This is a genomic window from Streptomyces azureus, assembly GCF_001270025.1.
GTDB lineage: Bacteria > Actinomycetota > Actinomycetes > Streptomycetales > Streptomycetaceae > Streptomyces > Streptomyces azureus.
On sequence record NZ_DF968238.1, the window covers coordinates 51,436 to 73,356 of the forward strand.

The window sequence follows — 21,921 nt, forward strand, 5'->3', positions numbered from 1 at the left end:
TCCGCCACTCGGCTCCGGCGCGGACTCGCGTACTCTGACGTGTCACTCGCTTTTCGTTTGCGCGGGCCGGAGACCACCGCTCCTCTCCGGCCGAGTCGCGGGGGCGTCCCCCACCCCGTGAGCCCGCCGATCGCGAGGGAACATCTGGGAGGTACGTACATGTCCGGGACGACCACGGCCGCCGCACTGCGCCGTCGGGCGGCCGGGGCCGGTGCCAACCGCTGGGTGGTTCTCGTCGTCCTCTGCGTCAGCCTGCTGCTGGTCGCCGTCGACGCCACCGTGCTGCACGTGGCGGTCCCCGCCGTCACCGAGGACCTGAAGCCCGGCGGGATAGAGCTGCTCTGGATCGTCGACATCTACCCGCTCGTCTGCGCCTCGCTGCTCATCCTGTTCGGCACGCTGGGCGACCGCGTCGGCCGCAGAAGGGTCCTGCTCCTCGGGTACGCGCTGTTCGGCGTCGCCTCCGGCCTGGCGGCCCTGGCGGACAACGCCCAGGTGCTGATCCTGGCGCGGGCGCTGCTCGGCGTCGGCGGCGCGATGATCATGCCGGCGACCCTGTCGATCCTCCGGCAGGTCTTCCCGGACCGGCGCGAGCGGGCGCTCGCGATCGGCATCTGGAGCGCCGTGGCCGCGGTGGGCGCGGCGGTCGGGCCACTGCTCGGCGGCTTCCTGCTGGAGCACTTCTGGTGGGGCTCGGTGTTCCTCGTCAACATCCCGTTGATGCTGGTCAGCCTCCCGGTCGGGCGGCTGCTGCTGCCCGAGTCGAAGGGCGACGGCGAAGGGCCCTGGGACGTGGTCGGCGCGCTGATGGCTGCCATCGGGCTGTTCGGGGTGGTGCTGGGCGTCAAGCGGCTCGGCGGCGGGGAGTCGGTGGGGGGCCTGCTCACCGTGCTGCCGCTGGTCGTGGGCGCGGCGCTGCTGGTCGCCTTCGTCCGGCGGCAGCGGCGCCGGGCGCAGCCGCTGGTCGACCTCAAGATGTTCGCGCGGCCGGCGTTCAGCACGTCCGTCGGGTGCATCGTGCTGGCGATGCTCGCGCTGGTCGGTCTCGAACTGATCGCCGCGCAGTACCTCCAGCTCGTGCTCGGGCTGTCGCCGCTGGAGACGGGGCTGCGGCTGCTGCCGCTGACGTTCGCCGCGATGGCGGCCGGGCTGGCCGGGGCGCGAATGCTGCGGCGGTTCGGGCCGCGGCGGATGGTGTGCTCCGGGTTCTGTCTGACGGCGTTCGCGGTGGTGCTGCTGACGGCGCTGGGCCGGACGGACGACTGCGCGCTGATGCTGACCGGATTCGTCCTGCTCGGCTTCGGGCTGGAGACGACGCTGTTCGGGGCGTACGAGTCGATGCTGAGCGAGGCGCCGCAGGAGCAGGCCGGTGGGGCGGCGGCGATCGGGGAGACGTCGTATCAGCTGGGAGCGGGGATCGGGATCGCCCTGCTCGGCACGGTGATGAACGCGGCGTACGCGCCCGGATTGTCGGATGTGCCGGGTGTGCCGGAGTCGGCGTCCTCTGCTGCGGGGCATTCGCTGGGGGAGGCGTACGAGGTCGCTGCGCAGCTGGGCGGGGTTGCGGGGGTCGCTCTGCGGCATGCCGCGCGGGACGCGTTCGTGCACGGGTTGCATGTGACACTGCTGGTGAGTGCGGGGTTGTTGCTGCTCGGGGCGGTGATGGCGTTGCGGTTGCCGCGTGCCATGCAGTGCGAGGGTGCTGGTGCGGTGGAGTTGCCCGCACCCAGGGACGCTACGGAGTCGCGCGTCTCGGTGTGACGTGCTTTTGCCCACCATGCGCCACCCGTATCTGCCGACTGAGGGGTGGAAGTCGCCCCACCCCCCCCGGACCCCCGGGCTTCAGACCCCCGACCCCCGCAAGCCGCCACCGGCGTCCCACCCCCACAGTCCATCCGGCCGCTTCGCCGCCCGGCACGCGGCGGCGCCGACGCAGGACGTGCGCGTCCATGACGAAGGAACTCTTCCTCGCGCCACCGCAGGCGAACCTGCCGCCACGGCTCCACTAGCCGACGGCAAGCAACCACATCCGGCCGAGGCCCTCACCGACAACCTGGGCGGGGTTCGCGGCACCATCCCGGACACGGCGCGGCGCCGCAGTCGACAAGCCAGGCAAAGGCCGCAACGACCCTGACCCGACGCAAACGCTCCCCCATCCGGCACCCCCTACACAGCACGCTGCCGCCTACACAGCGCGCTGCCGCCACCCACACCACAGGGAAGGACCGCAGCGAAGCCCGAGGCCGCCGACGGTGCGGTGCTGCCACTGGCGACCTCGGCCCGTCAGTTGAGAGCTACGGGTGGTGCGCGGGTGGGCGAAGGCCGTAGCGTCTTGGTTAGCGGTGCTAGTTAAAGAGTTCCGGAGGGTGTCCGCATGTCCGAGTCGTCCAAGCTTCCTCCCTTCGCCCCCGCCGATCCCCTCGGCCTCGACGACCTCCTGGAGCCGGAGGACCTCGGGATCAGGGATACCGTGCGGGCCTGGGCCGCGGACCGGGTGTTGCCGTATGTCGCCGAGTGGTACGAGCAGGGGGAGCTGCCGGGGATCCGGGAGCTGGCCCGGGAACTGGGGAGCATCGGTGCCCTCGGGATGTCCCTGGAGGGGTACGGGTGCGCCGGGGCGTCCGCCGTGCAGTACGGGCTCGCCTGTCTGGAGCTGGAGGCCGCCGACTCCGGGATCCGGTCCCTCGTCTCCGTGCAGGGCTCGCTCGCCATGTACGCCATCCACCGGTTCGGCAGCGAAGCGCAGAAGCGGCAATGGCTGCCCCGGATGGCCTCCGGCGAGGTCATCGGGTGCTTCGGGCTGACCGAGCCCGACCACGGATCGGACCCGGCCGCCATGCGGACGTACGCCAAGCGCGACGGCACCGACTGGGTCCTCAACGGCCGCAAGATGTGGATCACCAACGGGTCGGTCGCCGGCGTCGCCGTCGTGTGGGCGCAGACCGAGGACGGGATCCGCGGGTTCGCCGTGCCGACGGACAGCGCCGGGTTCTCCGCCCCCGAGATCAAGCACAAGTGGTCCCTCAGGGCCTCCGTCACCAGCGAACTCGTCCTCGACGAGGTACGGCTGCCCGCCGACGCCGTACTGCCGGAGGTCACCGGCCTGCGCGGGCCGCTCAGCTGTCTGTCGCACGCCCGGTACGGAATCGTCTGGGGCGCCATGGGCGCGGCCCGCAGCTGTTTCGAGGCCGCGGTCGACTACGCGAAGTCGCGGGAGCAGTTCGGGCGGCCCATCGGCGGCTTCCAGCTCACACAGGCCAAACTCGCCGACATGGCGGTCGAACTGCACAAGGGAATTCTGCTCGCCCATCATCTGGGGCGGCGTATGGACGCCGGCCGCCTGCGTCCCGAGCAGGTCAGCTTCGGCAAGCTCAACAACGTACGAGAAGCGATCGAGATCTGCCGCACGGCCCGCACCATTCTCGGGGCCAACGGGATCTCGCTCGAGTACCCCGTGATGCGGCACGCGACCAACCTCGAGTCGGTGCTCACCTACGAGGGCACCGTCGAGATGCACCAGCTCGTGCTGGGCAAGGCGCTCACCGGACTCGACGCCTTCCGGTGAACCCTGCGCGGGGGCAGGGCCGGTGAGCGGCCCTGCCTCAGCTCTGGTTGAAGAAGCCGTCCGCGCGGTGCGCGGCCGGGTCGCCGTTCACGATCTCCGTGTTGGCGGGGGTCAGCAGGAACACGCGCGTCGACACGCGCTCGATCGAACCGCGCAGACCGAAGATCAGCCCGGCCGCGAAGTCGACCAGGCGCTTGGCGTCGGCGGCGTCCATGGCCGTGAGGTTCATGATGACCGGCACGCCCTCGCGGAACAGCTCGCCGATGGCGCGCGCGTCCCGGAAGCTGTCCGGAGTCACCGTGCCGATGCGGCGCCCCTTCTCCTCGGCGACGTCCGAGGCCACCTTGACGCGCGGATCGGTGACCCAGGCATCCCCGGGCTCGGTCCCGTCGGAGTAGTCGTCGTCGTAGTAACGCTCGTCTTCGTTGTCGTCGACGAGGCCAAGCCAGGCACTTGCCTTGCGTACCGATCCCATGGACGCCTCCTCTCACAGCGGTCTTTCTTGCTTTCCGCATCCCTATGGTCGTCCATGATGCGGATGGCGCGCCAAGTGGATAGACGCCGCACGGGGGGTTTGTGACGGTACTGGTGCACAGCGAATCCGTCGAGAGTCCGTGTTTCCCAAGGGTCTTGCGGTAAACGGCTGCTGACTGTGAGTGAAATATGATTCTTCGCGGCGTACGGGTGATGAGCGGTGCGTACGGGTGAACGCGATGGCCGATACCATGCGGCGCCAAACGTCGTACGGAGCACCGGGGGGACGTCGTGTTCGGAATGGTCAGGCCTTGTCGGCACCGGCTCGGTGAGAGCCTCACGGCCCAGTGGATGGCGCATTTGTGTGGGCTGTGTCTCGCGTTGCGTGGGGACCACGGGCAGCTCGCGCGCATCGTCACGAACTATGACGGGCTTCTCGTCTCCGTGTTGACGGAGGCTCAGGCGGAGCGGACCCCCGGCACGTCGAGTGGTGTGGGGCGACGTACGGCGGGGCCGTGTCCGCTGCGCGGGATGCGCACCGCGTCCGTCGCGCACGGTGAGGGAGCGCGGCTCGCGGCGGCCGTGTCGCTGGTGCTCGCCTCCGCCAAGGTGCGCGACCACGTCGCCGACGGCGACGGACTGCTGGCCCGCGCGCCGGTCGCACGCGCCGCACGCCGAGTCGCCGCGGGCTGGGACCGCGCCGGGGCGCGCACCGGCTCCGCCGTCGGGTTCGACACGGCCGTCCTGGTCGACGCCGTGGACCGGCAGGGCGGCATCGAGGCGCTCGCCGGGCCCGGCACGCCGATCCTGACGGTCACCGAACCGACCGAGACCGCGACCGCCGCCGCCTTCGCGCACACGGCGGTCCTCGCCGGCCGGCCGCACAACGCCGGGCCCCTCGCCGAGGCCGGACGGCTCTTCGGGCGGCTGGCCCACCTGCTGGACGCCGTGGAGGATCTGAGTGCTGACGCCACGTCAGGCGCCTGGAACCCGATCGCCGCGACCGGCACCTCCCTCGCGGAGGCCCGGCGGCTCGCCGACGACGCGGTGCACGGGGTGCGGCTCGCGCTGCGCGAGGCCGAGTTCACCGACGCGAAGCTCGTGCATCTGCTGCTCGTGCACGAACTGCGGCGCTCGGTGGACCGGGCGTTCGGCACGGTGCCGGTGTGCGCGTCACACCAGGGCGGGCCGTACGGGCAGCAGCCGCCTCAGGGTCCGTACGCCCAGGGGCCGCACGGTGCTCCGCGGAACCCGTACGCGGGCGGTGGCGGAAACCCGTACACCGGTGGGGGAGGAGGGTACGGCGGCGGTGGTTTCGGCGATGGCGCGCCGGTGCCCCAGCCGCCCCGGGGCCGGCGCGGCTTCTGGGCCGGCTGCGGGATGTTCTGGCTGCTGTGCTGCACCTGCAAGCTGTGCTGCGCCAAGGAGTACGAGGGGCCGTGGTCCCGCAAGAAGCGTGAAGGCTGCTGCCGGGATTGCGACTGCGACGGGTGCGACTGCTGCTGCCCCTGAGGCGGCTGCCCCCGTCCCACATCCTCGCGCGCTGCCGTCGCCGGGGTGCGTTCGCCCGCCATTTCGCGGCATTGTGACGGCCCTTCAAAAGGCCACGGCCGAAAGGCCCTCTTGCGCCTACCGGCCGTTCGGCCGAATACTCCCACCAGCGCTTGTCAGGGGCACGGCGGGTTCGGAATCCGAACAAGCCGGTCCCGGACTGCGCCTCACGGGCCCGAACCCCACGAGGGCCCCCGACTTCCTTTGTGGAGGAACGAAAAGTGAGGATCAAGCGCACCACCCCCCGCAGCGGCATTTCGAGACGGACACGGCTGATCGCCGTTTCCACCGGCCTCGTCGCCGCCGCCGCGATCGCGATCCCCAGCGCGAACGCGTCCGACACTCCCGCCACCTTCAGCGCCACCGAGCTCAAGAGCGCCAGCGGCTCGATCCTGAAGGCCGACATCCCGGGCACCGCCTGGGCCGTCGACAGCAAGACCAACCGCGTGCTCGTGACCGTCGACAGCACGGTCACCCAGGCCGAGATAGCGAAGATCAAGCAGCAGGCCGGCGCCAACGCCGACGCGCTCACGATCAAGCGCACCCCCGGCAAGTTCAACAAGCTGATCCAGGGCGGCGACGCCATCTATGCGAGTAGCTGGCGCTGCTCCCTCGGCTTCAACGTCCGGAACAGCAGTGGCCAGCAGTTCTTCCTGACCGCCGGTCACTGCACCGACGGCGCGGGCACCTGGTACTCCAACTCCGGCCGCACCACGGTCATCGGGTCGACCGCGGGCTCCAGCTTCCCGGGCAACGACTACGGCCTCGTCCGCTACAGCGGCTCCGTCAGCCGTCCCGGCACCGCGAACGGCGTGGACATCACGCGCGCGGCCACCCCGAGCGTGGGCACCACCGTCATCCGCGACGGCTCCACGACCGGTACGCACAGCGGCCGTGTCACCGCCCTCAACGCCACCGTCAACTACGGCGGCGGGGACATCGTCTCCGGCCTGATCCAGACCACCGTCTGTGCCGAGCCCGGTGACTCCGGCGGTTCGCTCTACGGCAGCAACGGTGTCGCGTACGGTCTGACCTCCGGCGGCAGCGGTAACTGCTCCTCCGGTGGTACGACGTTCTTCCAGCCCGTCACGGAGGCCCTGAGCGCCTACGGGGTCAGCGTGTACTAGGCCGGTCGGTCCCGGTCGGCAGCAGGCTGAGTTTCTGTGCCCCCGCACGCACTGCGTGCGGGGGCTCCTCCCTTTTTGGTGGAAATTGCCGCGGATTTTGGCGGGTTGCCGCGGGCTGACCAGACAGGCGATTTTCAGCCGTGGTCAGACCTCACAGAGTGGGCACAGATTACTCACGCGTAGTGTTTGCAGTGTGAAGGTGCGTGAAGCGCGTGCGACTTGAGTCCGATTTGACCGTGGACGGTCAAAATGAGGGGGCGTGCGTTCCGTAATCTACGCGCGTCCTGAAGTCGACCTTGTGTGCTCCCCGTTGTCCTCGGAATAGTAGGCGCTCGTCAACAAAGCCTTCCGGTTCGCGAGGTCCCCACAATCTCTCGGGCCGACCCCCCACAGGAGGACGTGAGTTGAAGCACCGACGCATACCCAAGCGGCGTGCAGCCGTGGCAGGTGCGGGTATCGCCGCACTGGTCGCCGCGGGAGTCACCTTCCAGACTGCGAACGCGAGCGAGACCCCGGAGGCCTCCGCGCCCCGGACCCTGTCGGTCACGGCGGCCGGAAAGCTCGCCTCGACGCTGGCCGAGGACCTCGGCGCCGACGCGGCGGGCACGTACTACGACACGAAGAGCAAGAGCCTCGTGGTGAACGTGCTCGACGAAGCCGCGGCCGAGGCCGTCGAGAAGGCCGGAGCCAAGGCGAGAATCGTGGCGAACTCTCTCGCCGAACTGAAGAGCGCCCGCGGCACGCTGAAGCAGGATGCGACGATTCCGGGCACCGCCTGGGTGACCGACCCGACGACCAACAAGATCGTCGTCACCGCCGACCGTACGGTGTCGAAGGCCGAGTGGGCGAAGCTGACGAAGGTCGTCGACGGGCTCGGTGCGAAGGCCGAACTCAAGCGGACGAAGGGCGAGTACAAGCCCTTCATCGCCGGTGGCGACGCGATCACCGGTGGCAGTGGCCGCTGCTCGCTCGGCTTCAACGTGGTCAAGGGCGGAGAGCCGTTCTTCCTGACCGCCGGGCACTGCACCGAGGGCATCTCGACGTGGTCGGACTCCAGTGGCAAGGAGATCGGCACCAACGCGGACTCCAGCTTCCCGGGTGACGACTACGGGCTGGTCAAGTACACCGCGGACGTGGCTCACCCGAGCGAGGTGAACCTCTACAACGGCTCGACGCAGAAGATCACGGGTGCCGCCGCGGCGACGGTCGGCATGGAGGTCACGCGGAGCGGGTCGACGACCCAGGTGCACGACGGGAAGGTCACGGGGCTGGACGCCACCGTGAACTACGGCAACGGCGACATCGTGAACGGTCTGATCCAGACCGACGTGTGCGCGGAGCCCGGTGACAGTGGTGGCGCGCTCTTCTCGGGCAGCAACGCGATCGGGCTGACGTCCGGTGGCAGTGGTGACTGCACGTCCGGTGGGGAGACGTTCTTCCAGCCTGTGACGGAGGCGCTGTCGGCTACCGGGACCGAGATCGGCTGAGTTCTGGTTCTGGGTTTGTGAAGTCCCGCCCCTTGTGTGAGGGGCGGGGCTTCTGCGTTTGCCTCCGGTGGTTGGGCGGGGTGCCTGCGGCGGCCTGTGCGGTGGGGGTGCGCCGCTTGCGCCTGCGCGGCGGTGGTGGGTCGGGGCCGCGCCGGGGGTGTCCGTCCGGGTAGGGAGGCGTCGGACAGCAGCACGCCGGGAGGGTGTCGGTGCCGGTGGGGTTGATGATCAGGGCGCCGTCGATGTCCCGGTTCGTGATCTGGCTCCGGGCCGTGGACTCGTCGGGCAGTGCGCGGGGGTCCAGGGGGAGCCGGGCACTCGGTCCAGTCGGGTCACCGCTTGCTCGGCCGCGGTGCCGGGGGCGACCACCGCGAAGGGCATGTCCTGGGGTTTCGGGTCGTGCGGGGCTCCCACCTAGGAGGCGATGAACAGCGGCTGGAGTGCGATCACGCCGACGATGGGCAAGGTGGCCCGCGGGGTGACGGCGTCTCTCACCTCGTCGCGGAACGAGCGGTGCGGCATGCCTCCACGGTCGGGGGTGGGGTGGTGTTTCCGCAGGTGGGGCGGGGCCGAGCGGATGTCGCACATGCATTCGAGAATTGGTCTATGGTGGGGTGAGGTAGCTGGGAACAGATGTTCGAGAGCCCGTGTGGTTCGCGAGTGTGGGAGGTGCGTGTGCCGGGGTTCACGCATCTGCACACCGTCTCCGGGTTCTCGTTGCGGTATGGAGCCTCGCACCCGGAGCGGCTGGCCGAGCGTGCCTCCGAGCGGGGCATGGACGCCCTGGCTCTCACTGATCGCGACACGCTTGCCGGTGCCGTCCGGTTCGCGAAGGCCTGTGCGAAAGCGGGAGTCCGTCCGGTGTTCGGGGCGGAGCTGGCGGTGGCGGGAGCGGAGCCCCCTGAGCCCGTGGCGGGGCGGGGGCGGCGCCGGACTCCTGTGCGCGGTGGCGCCTTCGTCGACGAGTCGGCCCCCCGGGTGACCTTTCTCGCCCGGGACGGCGCCCGTGGGTGGGCCGGGCTGTGCCGGCTCGTCTCGGTGGTGCATGAGAGGGAGGAGGCGCCCCTGCTGCCCTGGGAGCGCAATCACGCCGAGGGCGTGACCGTGCTGCTCGGGCCCGACTCGGATGTGGGGCGTGCCTTGGCCGCCGGGCGTCCCGACCGTGCGGCGCGGCTGCTCGTGCCCTGGCGGGAGGTCTACGGCGACGCCCTGCGGCTGGAGGCCGTCTGGCACGGCCGGAAAGGTACGGGTCCCGGCTCTCTGCGACTGGCCGCCCGGACCGTCGGGTTCGCCGCCGAGCAGCGGATCCGTCCCGTGCTCAGCAACGCCGTACGGTACGCCGACCCGGGGCTGGGGCCGGTCGCCGACGTGCTGGACGCCGCGCGCCGGCTGGTGCCCGTCGACCCGACCAAGGAGCTGGACTCCGGCGAGGCCTGGCTCAAGGGCGCGGGGGCCATGGTGCATGCTGCCGAGCGGATCGTGGAGGCCGCGGGGTTTCGGCGTGACACCGCTCATCGGCTGGTGGAGCAGACCGAGGCCACGGCTGCCGAGTGCCTGGTCGATCCTGAGGACGACCTCGGGATCGGTACCGTCCACTTCCCCGAGCCGCACATGGTCGGCGCCGGCCGCCGTACCGCCCAGCGGACGCTGGCCTCGCGGGCGGCGGCGGGGATGGTGCTGCGCGGGTACGACCGGCGGCGGGAGTACTGGGAGCGGATGCACCACGAGCTGGACATCATCGCCCACCACGGCTTCGCCTCCTACTTTCTGACCGTGGCCCAAGTGGTCGACGACGTGCGGGAGATGGGCATCCGGGTCGCCGCCCGGGGGTCCGGTGCGGGGTCGCTCGTCAACCATCTGCTCGGGATCGCGCACGCCGATCCGATCGAACACCGACTGCTGATGGAGCGGTTCCTGTCGAAGGAGCGGGTCGTGCTGCCCGACATCGACATCGACGTGGAGTCCGCGCGCCGGCTGGAGGTCTACCGCGCGATCATCGACCGGTTCGGCACCGAGCGGGTCGCGACGGTCGCGATGCCGGAGACGTATCGCGTGAGGCACGCGATCCGTGACGTGGGGGCGGCGCTGTCCATGGATCCGGCCGAGATCGACCGGGTCGCCAAGTCCTTTCCGCACATCCGGGCGCGGGACGCCCGCGCCGCGCTGAAGGAACTGCCCGAGCTGCGGGCACTGGCGGGGGAGAAGGAGAGGTACGGACGGCTGTGGGAACTGGTCGAGGCGCTGGACGCGCTGCCGCGCGGGGTGGCCATGCACCCGTGCGGGGTGCTGCTGTCCGACGCCTCCCTGCTGGCCCGTACACCGGTCATGCCGACCAGTGGCGAGGGCTTTCCGATGTCGCAGTTCGACAAGGACGACGTCGAGGACCTCGGGCTGCTCAAGCTGGACGTGCTGGGGGTGCGGATGCAGTCGGCGATGGCGCACGCCGTGGCGGAAGTGGAACGGGTGTCGGGCGTCAGGGTCGATCTGGACACCGTGCCGCCCGGGGATCCGGAGACGTACCGGCTGATCCGGTCCACCGAGACGCTCGGCTGCTTCCAGATCGAGTCGCCGGGGCAGCGGGACCTGGTCGGGCGGCTCCAGCCGGCCACCTTCCACGATCTCGTCGTCGACATCTCGCTGTTCCGGCCCGGGCCGGTCGCCGCCGACATGGTGCGGCCGTTCATCGAGGCGCGGCACGGGCGGGCGCCGATCCGCTATCCCCACCGGGATCTGGAGGAGCCGCTGAAGGAGACGTACGGGGTCGTCGTCTTCCACGAGCAGATCATCGACATCGTCGACATCATGACCGGCTGCGGGCGCGGTGAGGCGGACCGGGTGCGGCGCGGGCTGTCCGATCCGGAGTCGCAGGGGCGGATCAAGGTGTGGTTCGCGCAGCACGCGGCGGCGAACGGATATGACGCGGAGACGATTCAGCGGACCTGGGAGATCATCGAGGCCTTCGGGTCGTACGGTTTCTGCAAGGCCCACGCGGTCGCCTTCGCCGTGCCCACCTACCAGTCGGCGTGGCTGAAAGCGCATCATCCGGCCGCCTTCTACGCGGGGTTGCTCACGCACGATCCCGGCATGTACCCGAAGCGGCTGCTGCTGGCGGACGCGCGGCGGCGCGGGGTGCCCGTGCTGCCGTTGGATGTGAACGCGTCTGGTGTCGCACACCGTATCGAACTGGTGTCCGGTAAATGGGGGCTGCGCCTGGCGCTCTCCGATGTGCACGGCATCAGCGAGGCCGAGGCGGCTCGGATCGCCGAGGGGCAGCCGTACGCCTCGCTGGTCGACTTCTGGGAGCGGGGCCGGCCCAGCCGTCCGCTCGCCCAGCGGCTCGCGCAGGTGGGAGCGCTGGACGCGTTCGGCGCCAACCGCCGTGATCTGCAACTGCATCTGACCGAGCTGCACCGGGGCGCGCGGGGCGCGGGCGGTGGCCAGCTCCCGCTGGCCGGGGGCCGGAAGACCGCCCCGGCCGGGCTGCCCGACCTCACCTCGTCGGAGCGGCTCAGTGCCGAGCTGGGCGTGCTGTCCATGGACGCCTCGCGCAACCTGATGGACGATCACCGGGCGTTCCTCGACGAGCTGGGCGTGGTGTCCGCGCGCCGGCTGCGCGAGGCCCGGCACGGCGAGACGGTGCTGGTCGCGGGCGCCAAGGCGGCCACCCAGACGCCGCCGATCCGGTCCGGCAAGCGGGTCATCTTCTCCACCCTGGACGACGGCACGGGCCTGGTCGACCTCGCCTTCTTCGACGACTCCCACGACGCCTGCGCTCACACCGTCTTCCACTCCTGGCTGCTGCTGGTGCGCGGGGTGGTGCAGCGGCGCGGCCCGCGCAGCCTCAGCGTGGTGGGCGCCGCCGCCTGGAACCTCGCGGAGCTGCTGGAGGTGCGCCGGGAGGAGGGGCTGGAGGGGGTCGCGGCCCGGTTGGCCGGTGCCGGTGCTGGTTCCGGCGATTCCGGTGACGGCGGCAAGGCGCCGACGGGCTCCGCGGCCCGGGATCCGGAGGAGCAGCGGAAGATCCGCATGCCCACGGGGTACGAGATGCACCCCTGGGCCGATCTGCGTCCCGCGGGCGAAGGGCCCGCGGTGGGAAGAAAGTTGTGGCACCAGAGTCCGGGGAGTGCGGGATGACCATCCTCTGCGTACGTTTCCAGCTGCCTCCGGCACGCGAGGCCGACCTGCCCCGACTGATCGGGATGCTCGAGGAGTTCACCCCCGTCGTCCAGGCCCTGCCGCCGGACGGGGCGCTGGCCGACCTGCGGGGCGCCGAGCGGTACTTCGGGCGGGACGCCGTCGAACTGGCCTCGTTGATCCGGGTGCGGTCGCTCGCGCTGTACGGGGTCGACTGCGTGATCGGTGCCGGACCCGGGCCGATGCTGGCCCGCGTGGCGCTGCGCGACGCCGTGCCCGGGGTGACGTGTGCGGTGCCCGAGGAGCAGGACGCCATCGCGGAGTTCCTCGCGGACAAGCCCGTCGCCGCACTGCCCGGCGTGGGCGCCGCGACCGCCCGTACGCTGGGCGACTACGGCCTCGACACCCTGGGCAGGGTCGCCGCCGCGCCGCTGTCCACGCTCCAGCGGCTGGTCGGCGCGAAGGCCGGCCGCGAGCTGCACGAGAAGGCGAACGGTGTCGACCGCGGCCGGGTCGTCCCGAACGCCGTCTCCCGCTCCCTCGCCACGGAACGCCCTTTCGTCCGCGACGAACTGGACTCGGACCGCCACCGCCGTGCCCTGCTGTCGGCCGCCGAGGAGATCGGCGCCCGGCTGCGCGCCCTGGAGAAGGTCTGCCGCACGCTCACCCTCACCGTGCGCTACGCCGACCGCTCCGCCACCACCCGCAGCCGCACGCTGGCCGAGCCGACCGCGCACTCGCCGGACCTGGCCAGGGCCGCGTACGGCATGTACGAGGCACTCGGCCTGCAACGCGCCCGGGTCCGGGCGATCGCCCTGCGCGCCGAGGGGCTCGACCCCGCCGACCAGGCCTCCCATCAGCTGACCTTCGATCCCGTGGACGAGAAGGTCCGCCGCATCGAGGAGGTCGCGGACCGCGCGCGAGCGAAGTTCGGCCCGCGGGCGGTGATGCCCGGGGGGCTAGCGGGACTGGCGGCGTAGATCCTCCTGCGTGACGTCAGTTGGCCCAGGGCGGCACGATGGGGCGGATTGGGCCGCGACCTGGTCCGAAGAGACGGCTGCTCCGAAGAACCTGATTTCCGCGGTCGGCCTCCGATTGCCTCCCCAAGCTTAGGAGAGGGCCGGTCAAGGAAGTGCTCGGACCGGCATCATGTAAGTACCGTCTTGGCATGGCAGACAAGGAGATCCGGCCGGCCGGCGCCGCCGACGTACCGGTCGTCGAGGGCGTGATCGACGCGGCTTTCCGCCCGTACATCGAGCGCATCGGACGGGTGCCGCAGCCCATGGAGGAGGACCACGCGGCGAACGTGGCCGCGGGCAAGGTATTCGTGACGGGCGAGCCCGTGACCGGCCTCGTCGTGGTCGAGGCGTTCGAGGACCATCTGTTCCTCGACATCATCGCCGTCCACCCCACCGCGCACGGCAGGGGAGTGGGGCGACGGCTGCTGCGGTTCGTGGACGCGCACGCGCGTGCGCTGGCGCTGCCCGAGGTCAGGCTCTACACCAACGCGCTGATGTGGGAGAACCAGGAGATCTATCCGAAGTACGGCTATGAGCTGGTGGAGCGACGACTGGACGGGCCCTACGACCGCGTCCACTACCGCAAGCGGCTGCTCTGACCGGGTCTCATGATCGGTACCGGCCGCTCAGGCGTCCGGCCACCATGTGCGTGCGATGTCCTTGCGGACTTCCGGGCGTCCCGCGGGGCGCTCGTCGGCCTCCTCGCGGGCCCGGCGGACGTCCGTCTTCTTCAGGGGCTTCTGCACGGTCACACGGCGCATGGCTGCCTCCTTAAGGGGCTACCGGGTTCCGCGTTCTCACGGAGGTAGACCTTTCGGGGGAGAGTTCCTCATCGCTCCTGGTCTGTCAGTGGCGGCTGTCACGATTCGAGTGTCAGTGGCGGGTGTCACTCTTGGGCGCATGGTGAACGACAGTGACGACACGACCTCGGTGAACACCGGCGCTGACGTGGACTGGGACGCGCGCGCCGCCGGCTTCGACGAGGAGCCGGACCACGGGCTGCGCGACCCGGAGGTGCGCCGGGCCTGGGCCGTGCGGCTGCGCGCCTGGCTGCCCGGGCGGGCCGGCGACGTCCTCGATCTCGGCTGCGGCACCGGCAGTCTGTCGCTCCTCGCGTCCGAGCAGGGGCACCGGGTGACGGGCGTGGATCTCTCTCCGGCGATGGTGACGCTCGCCCGGCAGAAGCTGGCCGGGCGTGACGCGGTGTTCGTCATCGGTGACGCCGCGGCACCGCCGGTCGGGGAGCAGCGCTTCGACGCGGTGCTCGTCCGGCATGTCCTGTGGGCCCTGCCCGACCCCGGTCGCGCCCTGCGGCACTGGGCCGGGCTGCTGCGGCCGGGAGGGCGGCTCGTGCTGGTCGAGGGGGTGTGGGGGACGGCCGCGCCGGTCGGGATACCGGCGGAGCGGCTCATCGGCCTCCTCGCGCCGGTCGCCGGGCAGGTGAGCGTGGAGCGGCTGTCCGGCGATCCGCTGCTGTGGGGCGGGGAGGTGACGGACGAGCGGTACGCGGTGGTGGCCGTGAGCGGGGCTTCAAGCCAGGAGGCTGGTGAAGCCGCCGCCGCGGGCCAGTGACTCCAGTTCGTCGAGCGCGTCGAGTGCGGCGGCCGCTGCCTCGGGGTCCCGCTCGGCGAGGCCGCTGTCGGCGAACTCGTCCTCGTCCAGGCGCCGTACGTCAGTTCGGTGCCGTACACCAGCACCGCCAGCGGGATCAGCGCGACCGACGGGATGGGGCGCAGGAACTCGATCGTGGAGGCCGTCGCCGCACGCAGATACGGCACGACCGAGATCAGCACACCCGCCACGATCCCCGCACAGGACGCGATCGCCAGGCCCAGCGCCCAGCCGGTGAGCGTGTCGCCGAGCGCCGTCCAGAAGGCGAAGTCGGCCATCTCGTCCGCGAGCGCTTCGGCGATGCGGCTGGTGGGCGGGAAGTAGGTCTCCTTGACCAGGCCGAGCCGCGGCACCGCCTCGCCCAGGGCGAGAAAAGCGGCGAGCCCGGCCGCACCGAGTGCGGCGTTGACGCCCCTCATGCGTCTGCGTCCCTCACGGCAGCAGCTTGTCCAGATCCGGCGTCGACTTGAACAGGCCGTCGTCCTCGCCGAGCTTCATCAGCGCTTCGATGGAGGCGCGGTTCGGCTCCGCCGGCCACTTCGGCAGGGTCACCTTCTCCAGCACCGCCGCCGGGATCTTCGTGTACGTGGTGACGACCCGGCGGGCCTCGTCCGGGTGGGCGTCGGCGTAGGCGAGGGACTCGGCGGTGGCCTTCCGGAACTTCTCGACCACCTCCGGGTTCTGCTGGGCGTACCGGGTCGAGGTGAAGTACAGCGCGACGGTGAGGTCGGGTGCCACGTCCACCAGGTTCGAGGCGATCTCTCGGCCGCCCTGGCTCTTGACGGTGGCGAGGGCGGGCTCGACCACCTGGGCGGCGTCGATCTGCCCGCTGTCGAGGGCGGCCGGCATCTGGTCGAAGGCGAGCTCGACGAACTTGACCTTGTCCGGGTCGCCGCCCGCCTTGCGCACCGACGCGCGCACGGACGTCTCGTTGATGTTCTTCAGGGTGTTGATGGCCACCCGCTTGCCCTCCAGGTCCTTCGGTGACCTGATCGGACTGTCCTTGCCCACGGTGATCGCGCTGAAGTCCTTGCCCTCGACGCCGGTCGAGGCGATCGCGTTCGCGACGGCCCTGATCGGCACGTTGTTGGACTGGGCGATCATCAGCGACGTCACGTTGGAGAACCCGAACTGGAACTGACCGCTGGCCACACCCGGCACGATCGCCGCGCCGCCCTGCGCGGTGGTGAACCGCAGCTTCAGGCCCTGCTTCTCGAAGAAGCCCTTCTCCTGGCCCAGATAGAGCGGAGCCACATCGACGATGGGAATGAGCCCGACCTCGACGGTGGTCACCCCGCCGGACGAGGCGCCCGCGTCCGAGGTGCCACCGCCGTCGGACGAGCCACAGGCCGCCGCGGTGAGCAGGACGGACACGGCCGCGAGACGGGTGAAGAGACGACGACGCAAGACTCCTCCTGTGGAACCGGCTGGCTGTGGTTCTCCGACAGGTTGTGCGCAGACAGCACGCTTGTGCTCAGCGAGAACGTAGAGCCGGGTTCGCTCCATGGTCAATGCCTGTGTCGCCACTGCTCGTTGACATCACGAGATCCCCACTCCTAGCGTGCGCACAGCGCACGGTCGTACGTCACGCCGGAGGCCCAGGATGCCCGCTGAAGCCCGCGCACCGCATTTCGTCCGGTCCTTCGAGCGCGGCCTCGCCGTGATCCGCGCCTTCGACGCCGAGCATCAGGCGCTGACCCTGAGCGAGGTCGCGCGGGCCTGCGAACTGACGCGCGCGGCGGCGCGCCGCTTCCTGCTCACCCTCGCCGACCTCGGCTACGTACACACCGACGGCCGCCGCTTCCGCCTCACCCCGCGGGTGCTGGAACTGGGCTACTCCTACCTCTCCAGCTACACGCTGCCCCAGATCGCCGAGCCCCATCTGGAGCAACTCGTCGCGCGGGTACGGGAGTCGTCCTCGCTCTGTGTCCTCGACGGCGACGACATCGTGTACGTCGCCCGGGTCCCGACCCGCCGCATCATGAGCGCGTCCATCACGGTCGGTACCCGGTTCCCGGCGTATGTGACCTCGGTGGGCCGGGTGATCCTCGCCCATCTGCCGGACGAGGACGTCGAAGCCAGGCTCGCCCGGGCGGAGTTGAAGCCCCACACCACACGCACGATCACCACGCCTCAGGCCCTGCGGACGGAGCTGCGCCGCGTCCGCAGGCAGGGCTACGCCGTCGTCGACCAGGAGCTGGAGGAGGGGCTGAGGTCGGTCGCCGCCCCGGTGCGGGACCGGGACGGCGACGTGGTCGCGGCCGTCAACATCGCCGTGCACGCCGGGCGCAACTCGGTCGACTCCGTACGCCGCGACCTGTTGCCGCATCTGCTGGCGACCGTCGCAGGGATCGAGGCCGACCTGCGGATCACAAGTCCAGCACCAGCCGCTGCCCCCGGCACCGGGACACGCAGATCATCATCGTCTCGCCGCTCTCCCGCTCCTGAGGGGTGAGCACCGAGTCCCGGTGTTCCGGGGTGCCGTCCAGGACGTCGGTCTCACAGGTCCCGCAGGTGCCCTCGGTGCAGGAGTAGAGCACCTCGACCCCGGCGGCGCGCACGGCGTCCAGTACGGACACGTCCGGCGCGACCGAGAGCGTCCTGCCGCTCCGCGCCAGCTCCACCTCGAACCCGGTGTCGCCGCCGGTCTCCTGCTCCTTCGGCCGGAACCGCTCGACGCGCAGCACCGCGGACGGGCAGCGCTCCTCGACCGCGTCCAGCAGCGGCCCGGGGCCGCAGCAGTAGACGAGCGTGCCCTCGGGTACGTCGTCCAGCACGGAGGGCAGGTCCAGCAGCCCCGTCTCGTCCTCGGGCGCGATCGTCACCCGGTCCCCGTACCGGGCGAGTTCCTCGCCGAACGCCATCGACCGGCGGCTGCGCCCGCCGTACAGCAGCGTCCACTCGGCGCCCGCCGCCTCGGCCGCCGCCAGCATCGGCAGGATCGGGGTGATGCCGATGCCGCCCGCGACGAAGCGGTAGCGGGGGGCGGGCTCCAGCCCGAAGTTGTTCCGGGGCCCGCGCACGCGGACCTTGTGGCCCTGCCCCACCTGCTCGTGCACATGGGCCGAACCGCCCCGGCCGCCCGGCTCGCGCAGCACCGCGATCCGCCAGGCCGACCGGTCCGCCGGATCGCCGCACAGCGAGTACTGCCGCTCCAGTCCGGGGCCCAGCACGACGTCGATGTGGGCCCCCGGCTCCCACGCCGGCAGCGGTTCGCCGAGCGGGTGGCTCAGGGTGAGGGCGAGCACGCCGTCGGCGGCGAACTCACGCCGCCCCACGACGAGTTCGGCTTCGTAGACGCTCATGAACTGTTTCCTCGCGGCTCGTCGACGTCGTGGCCCTGCGGGTGGGCGAGCATCCACTCCCACATCTCCACCGGGTCCTGCGCGGTGTGCTCGCGGCCGCAGTGGCAGGTGCCGTGCAGGACGTCGGTGCCGGGCAGCCAGTCGATGCGGTAGATCTCGCCGGTCGGACTCGTCACTGGACCTTCTCCACGGGCTTCTCGCCCTCCTCGACCAGCCGGGCGAGGATACGGCGGGCGGCCAGGCCGCCGGTGTCGATGTTGATGCTCAGCTCCTGGTAGCCGGTGCGCTCGGTGCCGAGGGTCTTCTGGAGCAGGTTGAGGGCGGTGACGTCCTGCATCACGACCGTGTGGTTGTTGCCGCGCAGGAACTCGGTGACCTCGGCGTCGTCGGTCGCCCAGTCGCGGGAGACGGCCCAGAAGTCGTACACCTTGCCGTCGCCGGACGGTGTGATCGCGTACGTGATCTCGGTGTGGAAGCCGTTCGGGTCGCTGCCGTCCGCCTCGGGCAGCACACCGACCGGGGCGATGCGGCTGTGCAGCAGATACAGGCAGGGCGCGTGGTACTCGATGTCCTGCCAGCGGGTGATCCGGCCCTCGATACCGGTGGACTTGGCGTAGAACGGCGGGCACTCGGCGTCGTCCATGTGCCGGCTCACCCGGACGATCCCGGCGCCCTCGTCGACCTCCGTGGTGATCGGCGTCTCGGCGACCTCGGGGGTGCCGATGTACCCGCCGTGCAGATACGTCTCGTGGGACAGGTCCAGGAGGTTGTCGACGAGGAGTCCGTAGTCGCAGTCGATGGGCTCCATGCCGCGCACGGTGACCCAGCCGGGGGAGTCGAGGTGCCTGGCCCGGGGGATGACCTGCGGGTCGGCGAGCGCGGGGTCACCGATCCACACCCAGATCAGCGAGTCCTGCTCGACGACCGGGTAGGAGGCGACCCGGGCCGTGCGCGGCACCCTTTTCTGCCCCGGCACGTACACACACGTACCGGTCGTGTCGTACGTGAACCCGTGGTACCCGCACACGATCCGGTCGCCGTCGAGGCGCGTCGGGGCCTCGGACAGCGGGTACCGGCGGTGCACGCACCGGTCGTGCAGCACGACCGGCGTGCCCTCCTCCTCGGTCCGGTAGAGCACGAGCGTCTCACCGAGAATCGTCCGTCCGAGCAACTCCCGCCCGACCTCGTGACTGTAGGCGGCGACGTACCACTGGTTCCTGGCGAAGGCGGTCATGTGAGGCATGGGCTTCCCGTCCCTGTCGGCGGGGCGTCGTCGCCCCGCGTGCCGTGGTTGGGATCAGGGTCCCGACGGCGGGGGGCACCAGGCAAGGCGGCTTCCGTCAGACGGAAGGGCTCTGGCTGGGTGAGGCGCAGGAGCGGCCTCGGCTCGCTGGGCCTGCTTGCCGCGCGGTTCCTGGCCGAGCGAGGCGCGCGCGACGTGGTCCTGATGGGCCGCACCCCGGTCCCGGCTCGGCAGTCCTGGGACGGGCTGCCCGAGGACCACCCGCAGTGGAGCCTCGTCGGCAAGCTCCCTGAGCTCGAATCGCTCGGCGCCAGGATTCACCTGGCCGCCGTCGACGTGGCCGACCCCGACCAGCTGCGGCAGTGGCGCAGCGCGCACCACGAAAGGACCTGCCGCCGATCGCCGGCGTCGCATCCCCGGCACGCCGACCGAGGACCGGAACTTCCAGGCCTGACTGTCCGTCAAGGCCGTGCGCGACATGGCCGCGAACTCCGACTCGGTCCAGTTCGGCCAGGATCAGGGGGGCGGCAGGGAGACCGGCTCGACGTCGTTGTCAGCGTCCCAGTCGCGGACCTCGGCATGCTTGAACCGCTCCTCAAGTGCCGGGTCGGGGGCTGAGTGGTCCGGAAACCCTCGTGCTCGGCCGGCCGCGCTCAGCGACACGGTCCGGCGGGCGCGTCCGGCGGGCGGCTCGTAGGTTGGAGATGCAGCGGTCGCGCTTGGAGAGATCGGCAGGGCACGCGCGTGACTACAGCGGAGATCGATTTCGAGGAGCTGTTCGACGCCGCACCGAACCCGTACCTGGTGCTGGACACCGACCTGGTGGTTCGCCATGCCAACCGGGCCTATCTCCAGGCCACCGGCAGGACCCGCGCGGAACTGGCCGGGCGGCACGTCCTGGAGGCGTTCCCGGACACACCTGGTGAGCCGGATGCGGCGCGTGAATTCGGCGCCTCACTCCAGCGCGTGCTGGACTCCCACGAGCCCGACATGGTGGCACCGCGGCGATTCGGCATTCCCGTCGCCGGCCGGCCGGGGGAGGTGGAGGAGCGCTGGTGGTGCGGGATGTCCAGCCCCGTCCTGGGGCCGGACGGCGCCGTGAAATGGATCATCACGCGCGCCGACGACGTCACCGAGCTGATGCATTCCCCCGTCATCCGTGAGCTCACCCCACCGCTGAGCAACCAGGCGACAGGGATCGCGGCCCAGGTGTATGCCCGGTCGCACGATCTGGAACGGCTGAACGAGCAGCTGCGCCAGGCGCATGCCCGCGAACGCGAGATCGCCGTCACCCTCCAGGAGGTCTTGCTCCGCTCGCCCGACCTGGACAGGCACCGGAACATCGCCGTGCGCTACCTGCCGGCCAGCGGATCGCTCAACGTGTGCGGCGACTGGTACGACGTGGTCGATCTGCCGCCGGACCGCTACGCCATCGCCGTCGGGGACGTCGTCGGCCACGGCCTTGAGGCCGCCGCCGTGATGGGCATGCTGCGCAGCGCCCTGAGCGCCGCCATCCGGGCCGTTCCCAGCCCCGCCCAGGCACTGGAGGTGCTGGGCCTGTACGCCCGGGCGGTGGACGGCGCGCTGGCCACCACCGTGGCCAAGGTGCTCGTCGACCCGCGCAGCCGGCTGATCATCTACAGCAACGCCGGCCACCCACCGCCGGTACTGCTCAGTCCGGACGGCAGCTGCCGACTGCTGGACCAAGCCACCGACCCGCCGCTCGGCGCCCGGCCGGAACATGTCCCCCGTCCCCAGGCCGGCCTGCCCTACACCCGAGGGGACACGCTCGTGCTCTACACCGACGGCCTCATCGAACGCCGCGGCGAGGACATCGACATCGGCCTGGCGCGGCTGATCGACGCTCTCGCCCAGTGCGGCACGCTCCCCGTGGAAGAACTCGCCGACGGACTGCTGGCCCACATGGGTGCCCCCGGCGGTGGCCGGGACGATATCGCCCTGGTCATCGCCCGCCTGTGAGCCGGTTTCGGCGGAATCCGTTTCCCTGTCAAAAAGTGAAATCGAAACGGAATCCTCGACTTTTTCATGGCGGGGGGTTCATTTAGTGTGGGCACATGGAAAAGGCAGTGGAGTTCTGCGTAGTGAAACGTGGTGACGCGCTCGGAAAGATCGCGGTTATGCACCGCCTGGCGCTGGAGAGGATTCTGGAGTGGAATCCCCAGATCGATGGTCCGGATGTCATACGCCCGCGGTCAGGACGCTGACGGCGCGCCGGGCCAAAAGTCGTGGGAGAGGCTGCGCGTGACCGCCGTCTACGAGTGACCGGCACCGTTCCGGGCCGGCCACCGCGGACCGCATGGCGCGCCCGGGCGAAAACCCGGATCGCGTATCTCGAAGCGCAGCTGGAACGCGAGAGCGTCCGGCCCTGTCCTGAAGACCGTATG

The 21,921-nt window shown here is 70.8% G+C and carries 18 protein-coding genes and 3 pseudogenes; 12 read left to right on the forward strand and 9 right to left on the reverse strand.

All coding sequences use genetic code 11. From position 1 onward, the window contains the following. Positions 1–159: 159 nt before the first annotated feature. On the forward strand, positions 160–1,761 hold the full coding sequence (locus AOQ53_RS11205) for an MFS transporter (protein WP_059416859.1): 1,602 nt from the start codon (positions 160–162) through the stop codon (positions 1,759–1,761). 613 nt (positions 1,762–2,374) lie between these two features. Then, positions 2,375–3,565 (forward strand): acyl-CoA dehydrogenase family protein, encoded by a 1,191-nt coding sequence (locus AOQ53_RS11210; protein WP_059416860.1) that lies wholly within the window; start codon positions 2,375–2,377, stop codon positions 3,563–3,565. Between the two features lie 37 nt (positions 3,566–3,602). On the opposite strand, the gene AOQ53_RS11215 is transcribed toward AOQ53_RS11210, so the two are convergent. Continuing rightward, the gene (locus tag AOQ53_RS11215; RefSeq protein WP_059416861.1) at positions 3,603–4,040 is read right to left on the reverse strand and encodes a cell division protein SepF; all 438 of its coding nucleotides are present in this window, start codon (positions 4,038–4,040) and stop codon (positions 3,603–3,605) included. Positions 4,041–4,330: 290 nt separating this feature from the next. Between AOQ53_RS11215 and AOQ53_RS11220 the strand changes: the two genes are divergently transcribed. From AOQ53_RS11220 to AOQ53_RS11230, 3 genes are all read left to right on the forward strand, one after another. Then, a complete protein-coding gene (locus AOQ53_RS11220; RefSeq protein WP_174523267.1) occupies positions 4,331–5,551 on the forward strand; it encodes a DUF5685 family protein in 1,221 nt (406 codons plus the stop codon). A gap of 260 nt (positions 5,552–5,811) precedes the next feature. Further along, positions 5,812–6,717: a S1 family peptidase gene (locus tag AOQ53_RS11225; RefSeq protein ID WP_059416863.1), complete on the forward strand. Its 906-nt coding sequence runs from the start codon at positions 5,812–5,814 to the stop codon at positions 6,715–6,717. A gap of 404 nt (positions 6,718–7,121) precedes the next feature. Then, positions 7,122–8,204, forward strand: a complete 1,083-nt coding sequence (locus tag AOQ53_RS11230) for a S1 family peptidase (RefSeq protein WP_059416864.1) — start codon at positions 7,122–7,124, stop codon at positions 8,202–8,204. 199 nt (positions 8,205–8,403) lie between these two features. Here the strand turns inward: AOQ53_RS11230 and AOQ53_RS40775 are convergent. Then, a pseudogene (locus tag AOQ53_RS40775) lies at positions 8,404–8,726 on the reverse strand (DUF3533 domain-containing protein); the annotation flags it as partial. Between the two features lie 153 nt (positions 8,727–8,879). On the opposite strand from AOQ53_RS40775, the gene AOQ53_RS11235 reads away from it, so the two are divergent. From AOQ53_RS11235 to AOQ53_RS11245, 3 genes are all read left to right on the forward strand, one after another. Next, entirely contained in the window at positions 8,880–12,338 is a 3,459-nt protein-coding gene (locus tag AOQ53_RS11235) for a DNA polymerase III subunit alpha (RefSeq protein ID WP_059416877.1), read from the forward strand. Further along, entirely contained in the window at positions 12,335–13,318 is a 984-nt protein-coding gene (locus AOQ53_RS11240) for a DNA polymerase Y family protein (RefSeq protein ID WP_059416865.1), read from the forward strand. The genes AOQ53_RS11235 and AOQ53_RS11240 overlap by 4 nt, the downstream gene beginning before the upstream one ends. A 188-nt stretch (positions 13,319–13,506) precedes the next feature. Next, positions 13,507–13,956, forward strand: a complete 450-nt coding sequence (locus tag AOQ53_RS11245; protein WP_059416866.1) for a GNAT family N-acetyltransferase — start codon at positions 13,507–13,509, stop codon at positions 13,954–13,956. A gap of 27 nt (positions 13,957–13,983) precedes the next feature. Here AOQ53_RS11245 and AOQ53_RS47330 read toward each other — a convergent pair whose 3' ends face one another. Next, positions 13,984–14,118: a hypothetical protein gene (locus AOQ53_RS47330; protein WP_010046145.1), complete on the reverse strand. Its 135-nt coding sequence runs from the start codon at positions 14,116–14,118 to the stop codon at positions 13,984–13,986. A gap of 139 nt (positions 14,119–14,257) precedes the next feature. On the opposite strand from AOQ53_RS47330, the gene AOQ53_RS11250 reads away from it, so the two are divergent. Then, positions 14,258–14,929, forward strand: a complete 672-nt coding sequence (locus AOQ53_RS11250) for a class I SAM-dependent methyltransferase (RefSeq protein ID WP_059416867.1) — start codon at positions 14,258–14,260, stop codon at positions 14,927–14,929. On the opposite strand, the pseudogene AOQ53_RS46045 reads toward AOQ53_RS11250, so the two are convergent. From AOQ53_RS46045 to AOQ53_RS11260, 3 genes and pseudogenes are all read right to left on the reverse strand, one after another. Beyond that, a pseudogene (locus tag AOQ53_RS46045) lies at positions 14,888–15,034 on the reverse strand (DUF402 domain-containing protein); the annotation flags it as partial. The gene AOQ53_RS11250 and the pseudogene AOQ53_RS46045 sit on opposite strands and share 42 nt — an antisense overlap. Beyond that, a pseudogene (locus AOQ53_RS46050) lies at positions 15,031–15,387 on the reverse strand (ABC transporter permease); the annotation flags it as partial. The pseudogenes AOQ53_RS46050 and AOQ53_RS46045, both read right to left, overlap by 4 nt. A 13-nt stretch (positions 15,388–15,400) precedes the next feature. Beyond that, the gene (locus AOQ53_RS11260; RefSeq protein WP_059416869.1) at positions 15,401–16,375 is read right to left on the reverse strand and encodes an ABC transporter substrate-binding protein; all 975 of its coding nucleotides are present in this window, start codon (positions 16,373–16,375) and stop codon (positions 15,401–15,403) included. A 196-nt stretch (positions 16,376–16,571) separates the two neighbouring features. Between AOQ53_RS11260 and AOQ53_RS11265 the strand changes: the two genes are divergently transcribed. After that, the gene (locus AOQ53_RS11265) at positions 16,572–17,423 is read left to right on the forward strand and encodes an IclR family transcriptional regulator domain-containing protein (protein ID WP_059416870.1); all 852 of its coding nucleotides are present in this window, start codon (positions 16,572–16,574) and stop codon (positions 17,421–17,423) included. On the opposite strand, the gene AOQ53_RS11270 is transcribed toward AOQ53_RS11265, so the two are convergent. The 3 genes from AOQ53_RS11270 to AOQ53_RS11280 are packed head-to-tail and all read right to left on the reverse strand — an operon-like array spanning position 17,338 to position 19,516. Further along, on the reverse strand, positions 17,338–18,273 hold the full coding sequence (locus AOQ53_RS11270) for a PDR/VanB family oxidoreductase (protein WP_059416871.1): 936 nt from the start codon (positions 18,271–18,273) through the stop codon (positions 17,338–17,340). The two genes, AOQ53_RS11265 and AOQ53_RS11270, sit on opposite strands and share 86 nt — an antisense overlap. Further along, positions 18,270–18,449 (reverse strand): hypothetical protein, encoded by a 180-nt coding sequence (locus AOQ53_RS11275; protein WP_059416872.1) that lies wholly within the window; start codon positions 18,447–18,449, stop codon positions 18,270–18,272. The genes AOQ53_RS11270 and AOQ53_RS11275 overlap by 4 nt, the downstream gene beginning before the upstream one ends. Next, a complete protein-coding gene (locus AOQ53_RS11280; RefSeq protein ID WP_174523268.1) occupies positions 18,446–19,516 on the reverse strand; it encodes an aromatic ring-hydroxylating dioxygenase subunit alpha in 1,071 nt (356 codons plus the stop codon). The genes AOQ53_RS11275 and AOQ53_RS11280 overlap by 4 nt, the downstream gene beginning before the upstream one ends. Positions 19,517–19,636: 120 nt before the next feature. On the opposite strand from AOQ53_RS11280, the gene AOQ53_RS44575 reads away from it, so the two are divergent. Together AOQ53_RS44575 and AOQ53_RS11290 are read left to right on the forward strand one after the other, a co-directional pair. After that, complete coding sequence (locus tag AOQ53_RS44575; RefSeq protein ID WP_059416874.1) at positions 19,637–20,134, forward strand: KR domain-containing protein; 498 nt, start codon at positions 19,637–19,639, stop codon at positions 20,132–20,134. A gap of 126 nt (positions 20,135–20,260) precedes the next feature. Beyond that, a complete protein-coding gene (locus AOQ53_RS11290; protein WP_059416875.1) occupies positions 20,261–21,496 on the forward strand; it encodes a PP2C family protein-serine/threonine phosphatase in 1,236 nt (411 codons plus the stop codon). Positions 21,497–21,921: the final 425 nt, after the last annotated feature.

What these genes read in the sequence shown, in the direction of transcription:
- AOQ53_RS11215 (WP_059416861.1), bottom strand. Translation starts at nt 4,040, where the DNA reads ATGGGATCGGTACGCAAGGCAAGTGCCTGGCTTGGCCTCGTCGACGAC.
- AOQ53_RS11240 (WP_059416865.1), top strand. Translation starts at nt 12,335, where the DNA reads ATGACCATCCTCTGCGTACGTTTCCAGCTGCCTCCGGCACGCGAGGCC.
- AOQ53_RS11245 (WP_059416866.1), top strand. Translation starts at nt 13,507, where the DNA reads ATGGCAGACAAGGAGATCCGGCCGGCCGGCGCCGCCGACGTACCGGTC.
- AOQ53_RS11250 (WP_059416867.1), top strand. Translation starts at nt 14,258, where the DNA reads ATGGTGAACGACAGTGACGACACGACCTCGGTGAACACCGGCGCTGAC.
- AOQ53_RS11280 (WP_174523268.1), bottom strand. Translation starts at nt 19,516, where the DNA reads ATGCCTCACATGACCGCCTTCGCCAGGAACCAGTGGTACGTCGCCGCC.
- AOQ53_RS11210 (WP_059416860.1), top strand. Translation starts at nt 2,375, where the DNA reads ATGTCCGAGTCGTCCAAGCTTCCTCCCTTCGCCCCCGCCGATCCCCTC.
- AOQ53_RS11270 (WP_059416871.1), bottom strand. Translation starts at nt 18,273, where the DNA reads ATGAGCGTCTACGAAGCCGAACTCGTCGTGGGGCGGCGTGAGTTCGCC.
- AOQ53_RS11265 (WP_059416870.1), top strand. Translation starts at nt 16,572, where the DNA reads ATGCCCGCTGAAGCCCGCGCACCGCATTTCGTCCGGTCCTTCGAGCGC.
- AOQ53_RS11205 (WP_059416859.1), top strand. Translation starts at nt 160, where the DNA reads ATGTCCGGGACGACCACGGCCGCCGCACTGCGCCGTCGGGCGGCCGGG.
- AOQ53_RS47330 (WP_010046145.1), bottom strand. Translation starts at nt 14,118, where the DNA reads ATGCGCCGTGTGACCGTGCAGAAGCCCCTGAAGAAGACGGACGTCCGC.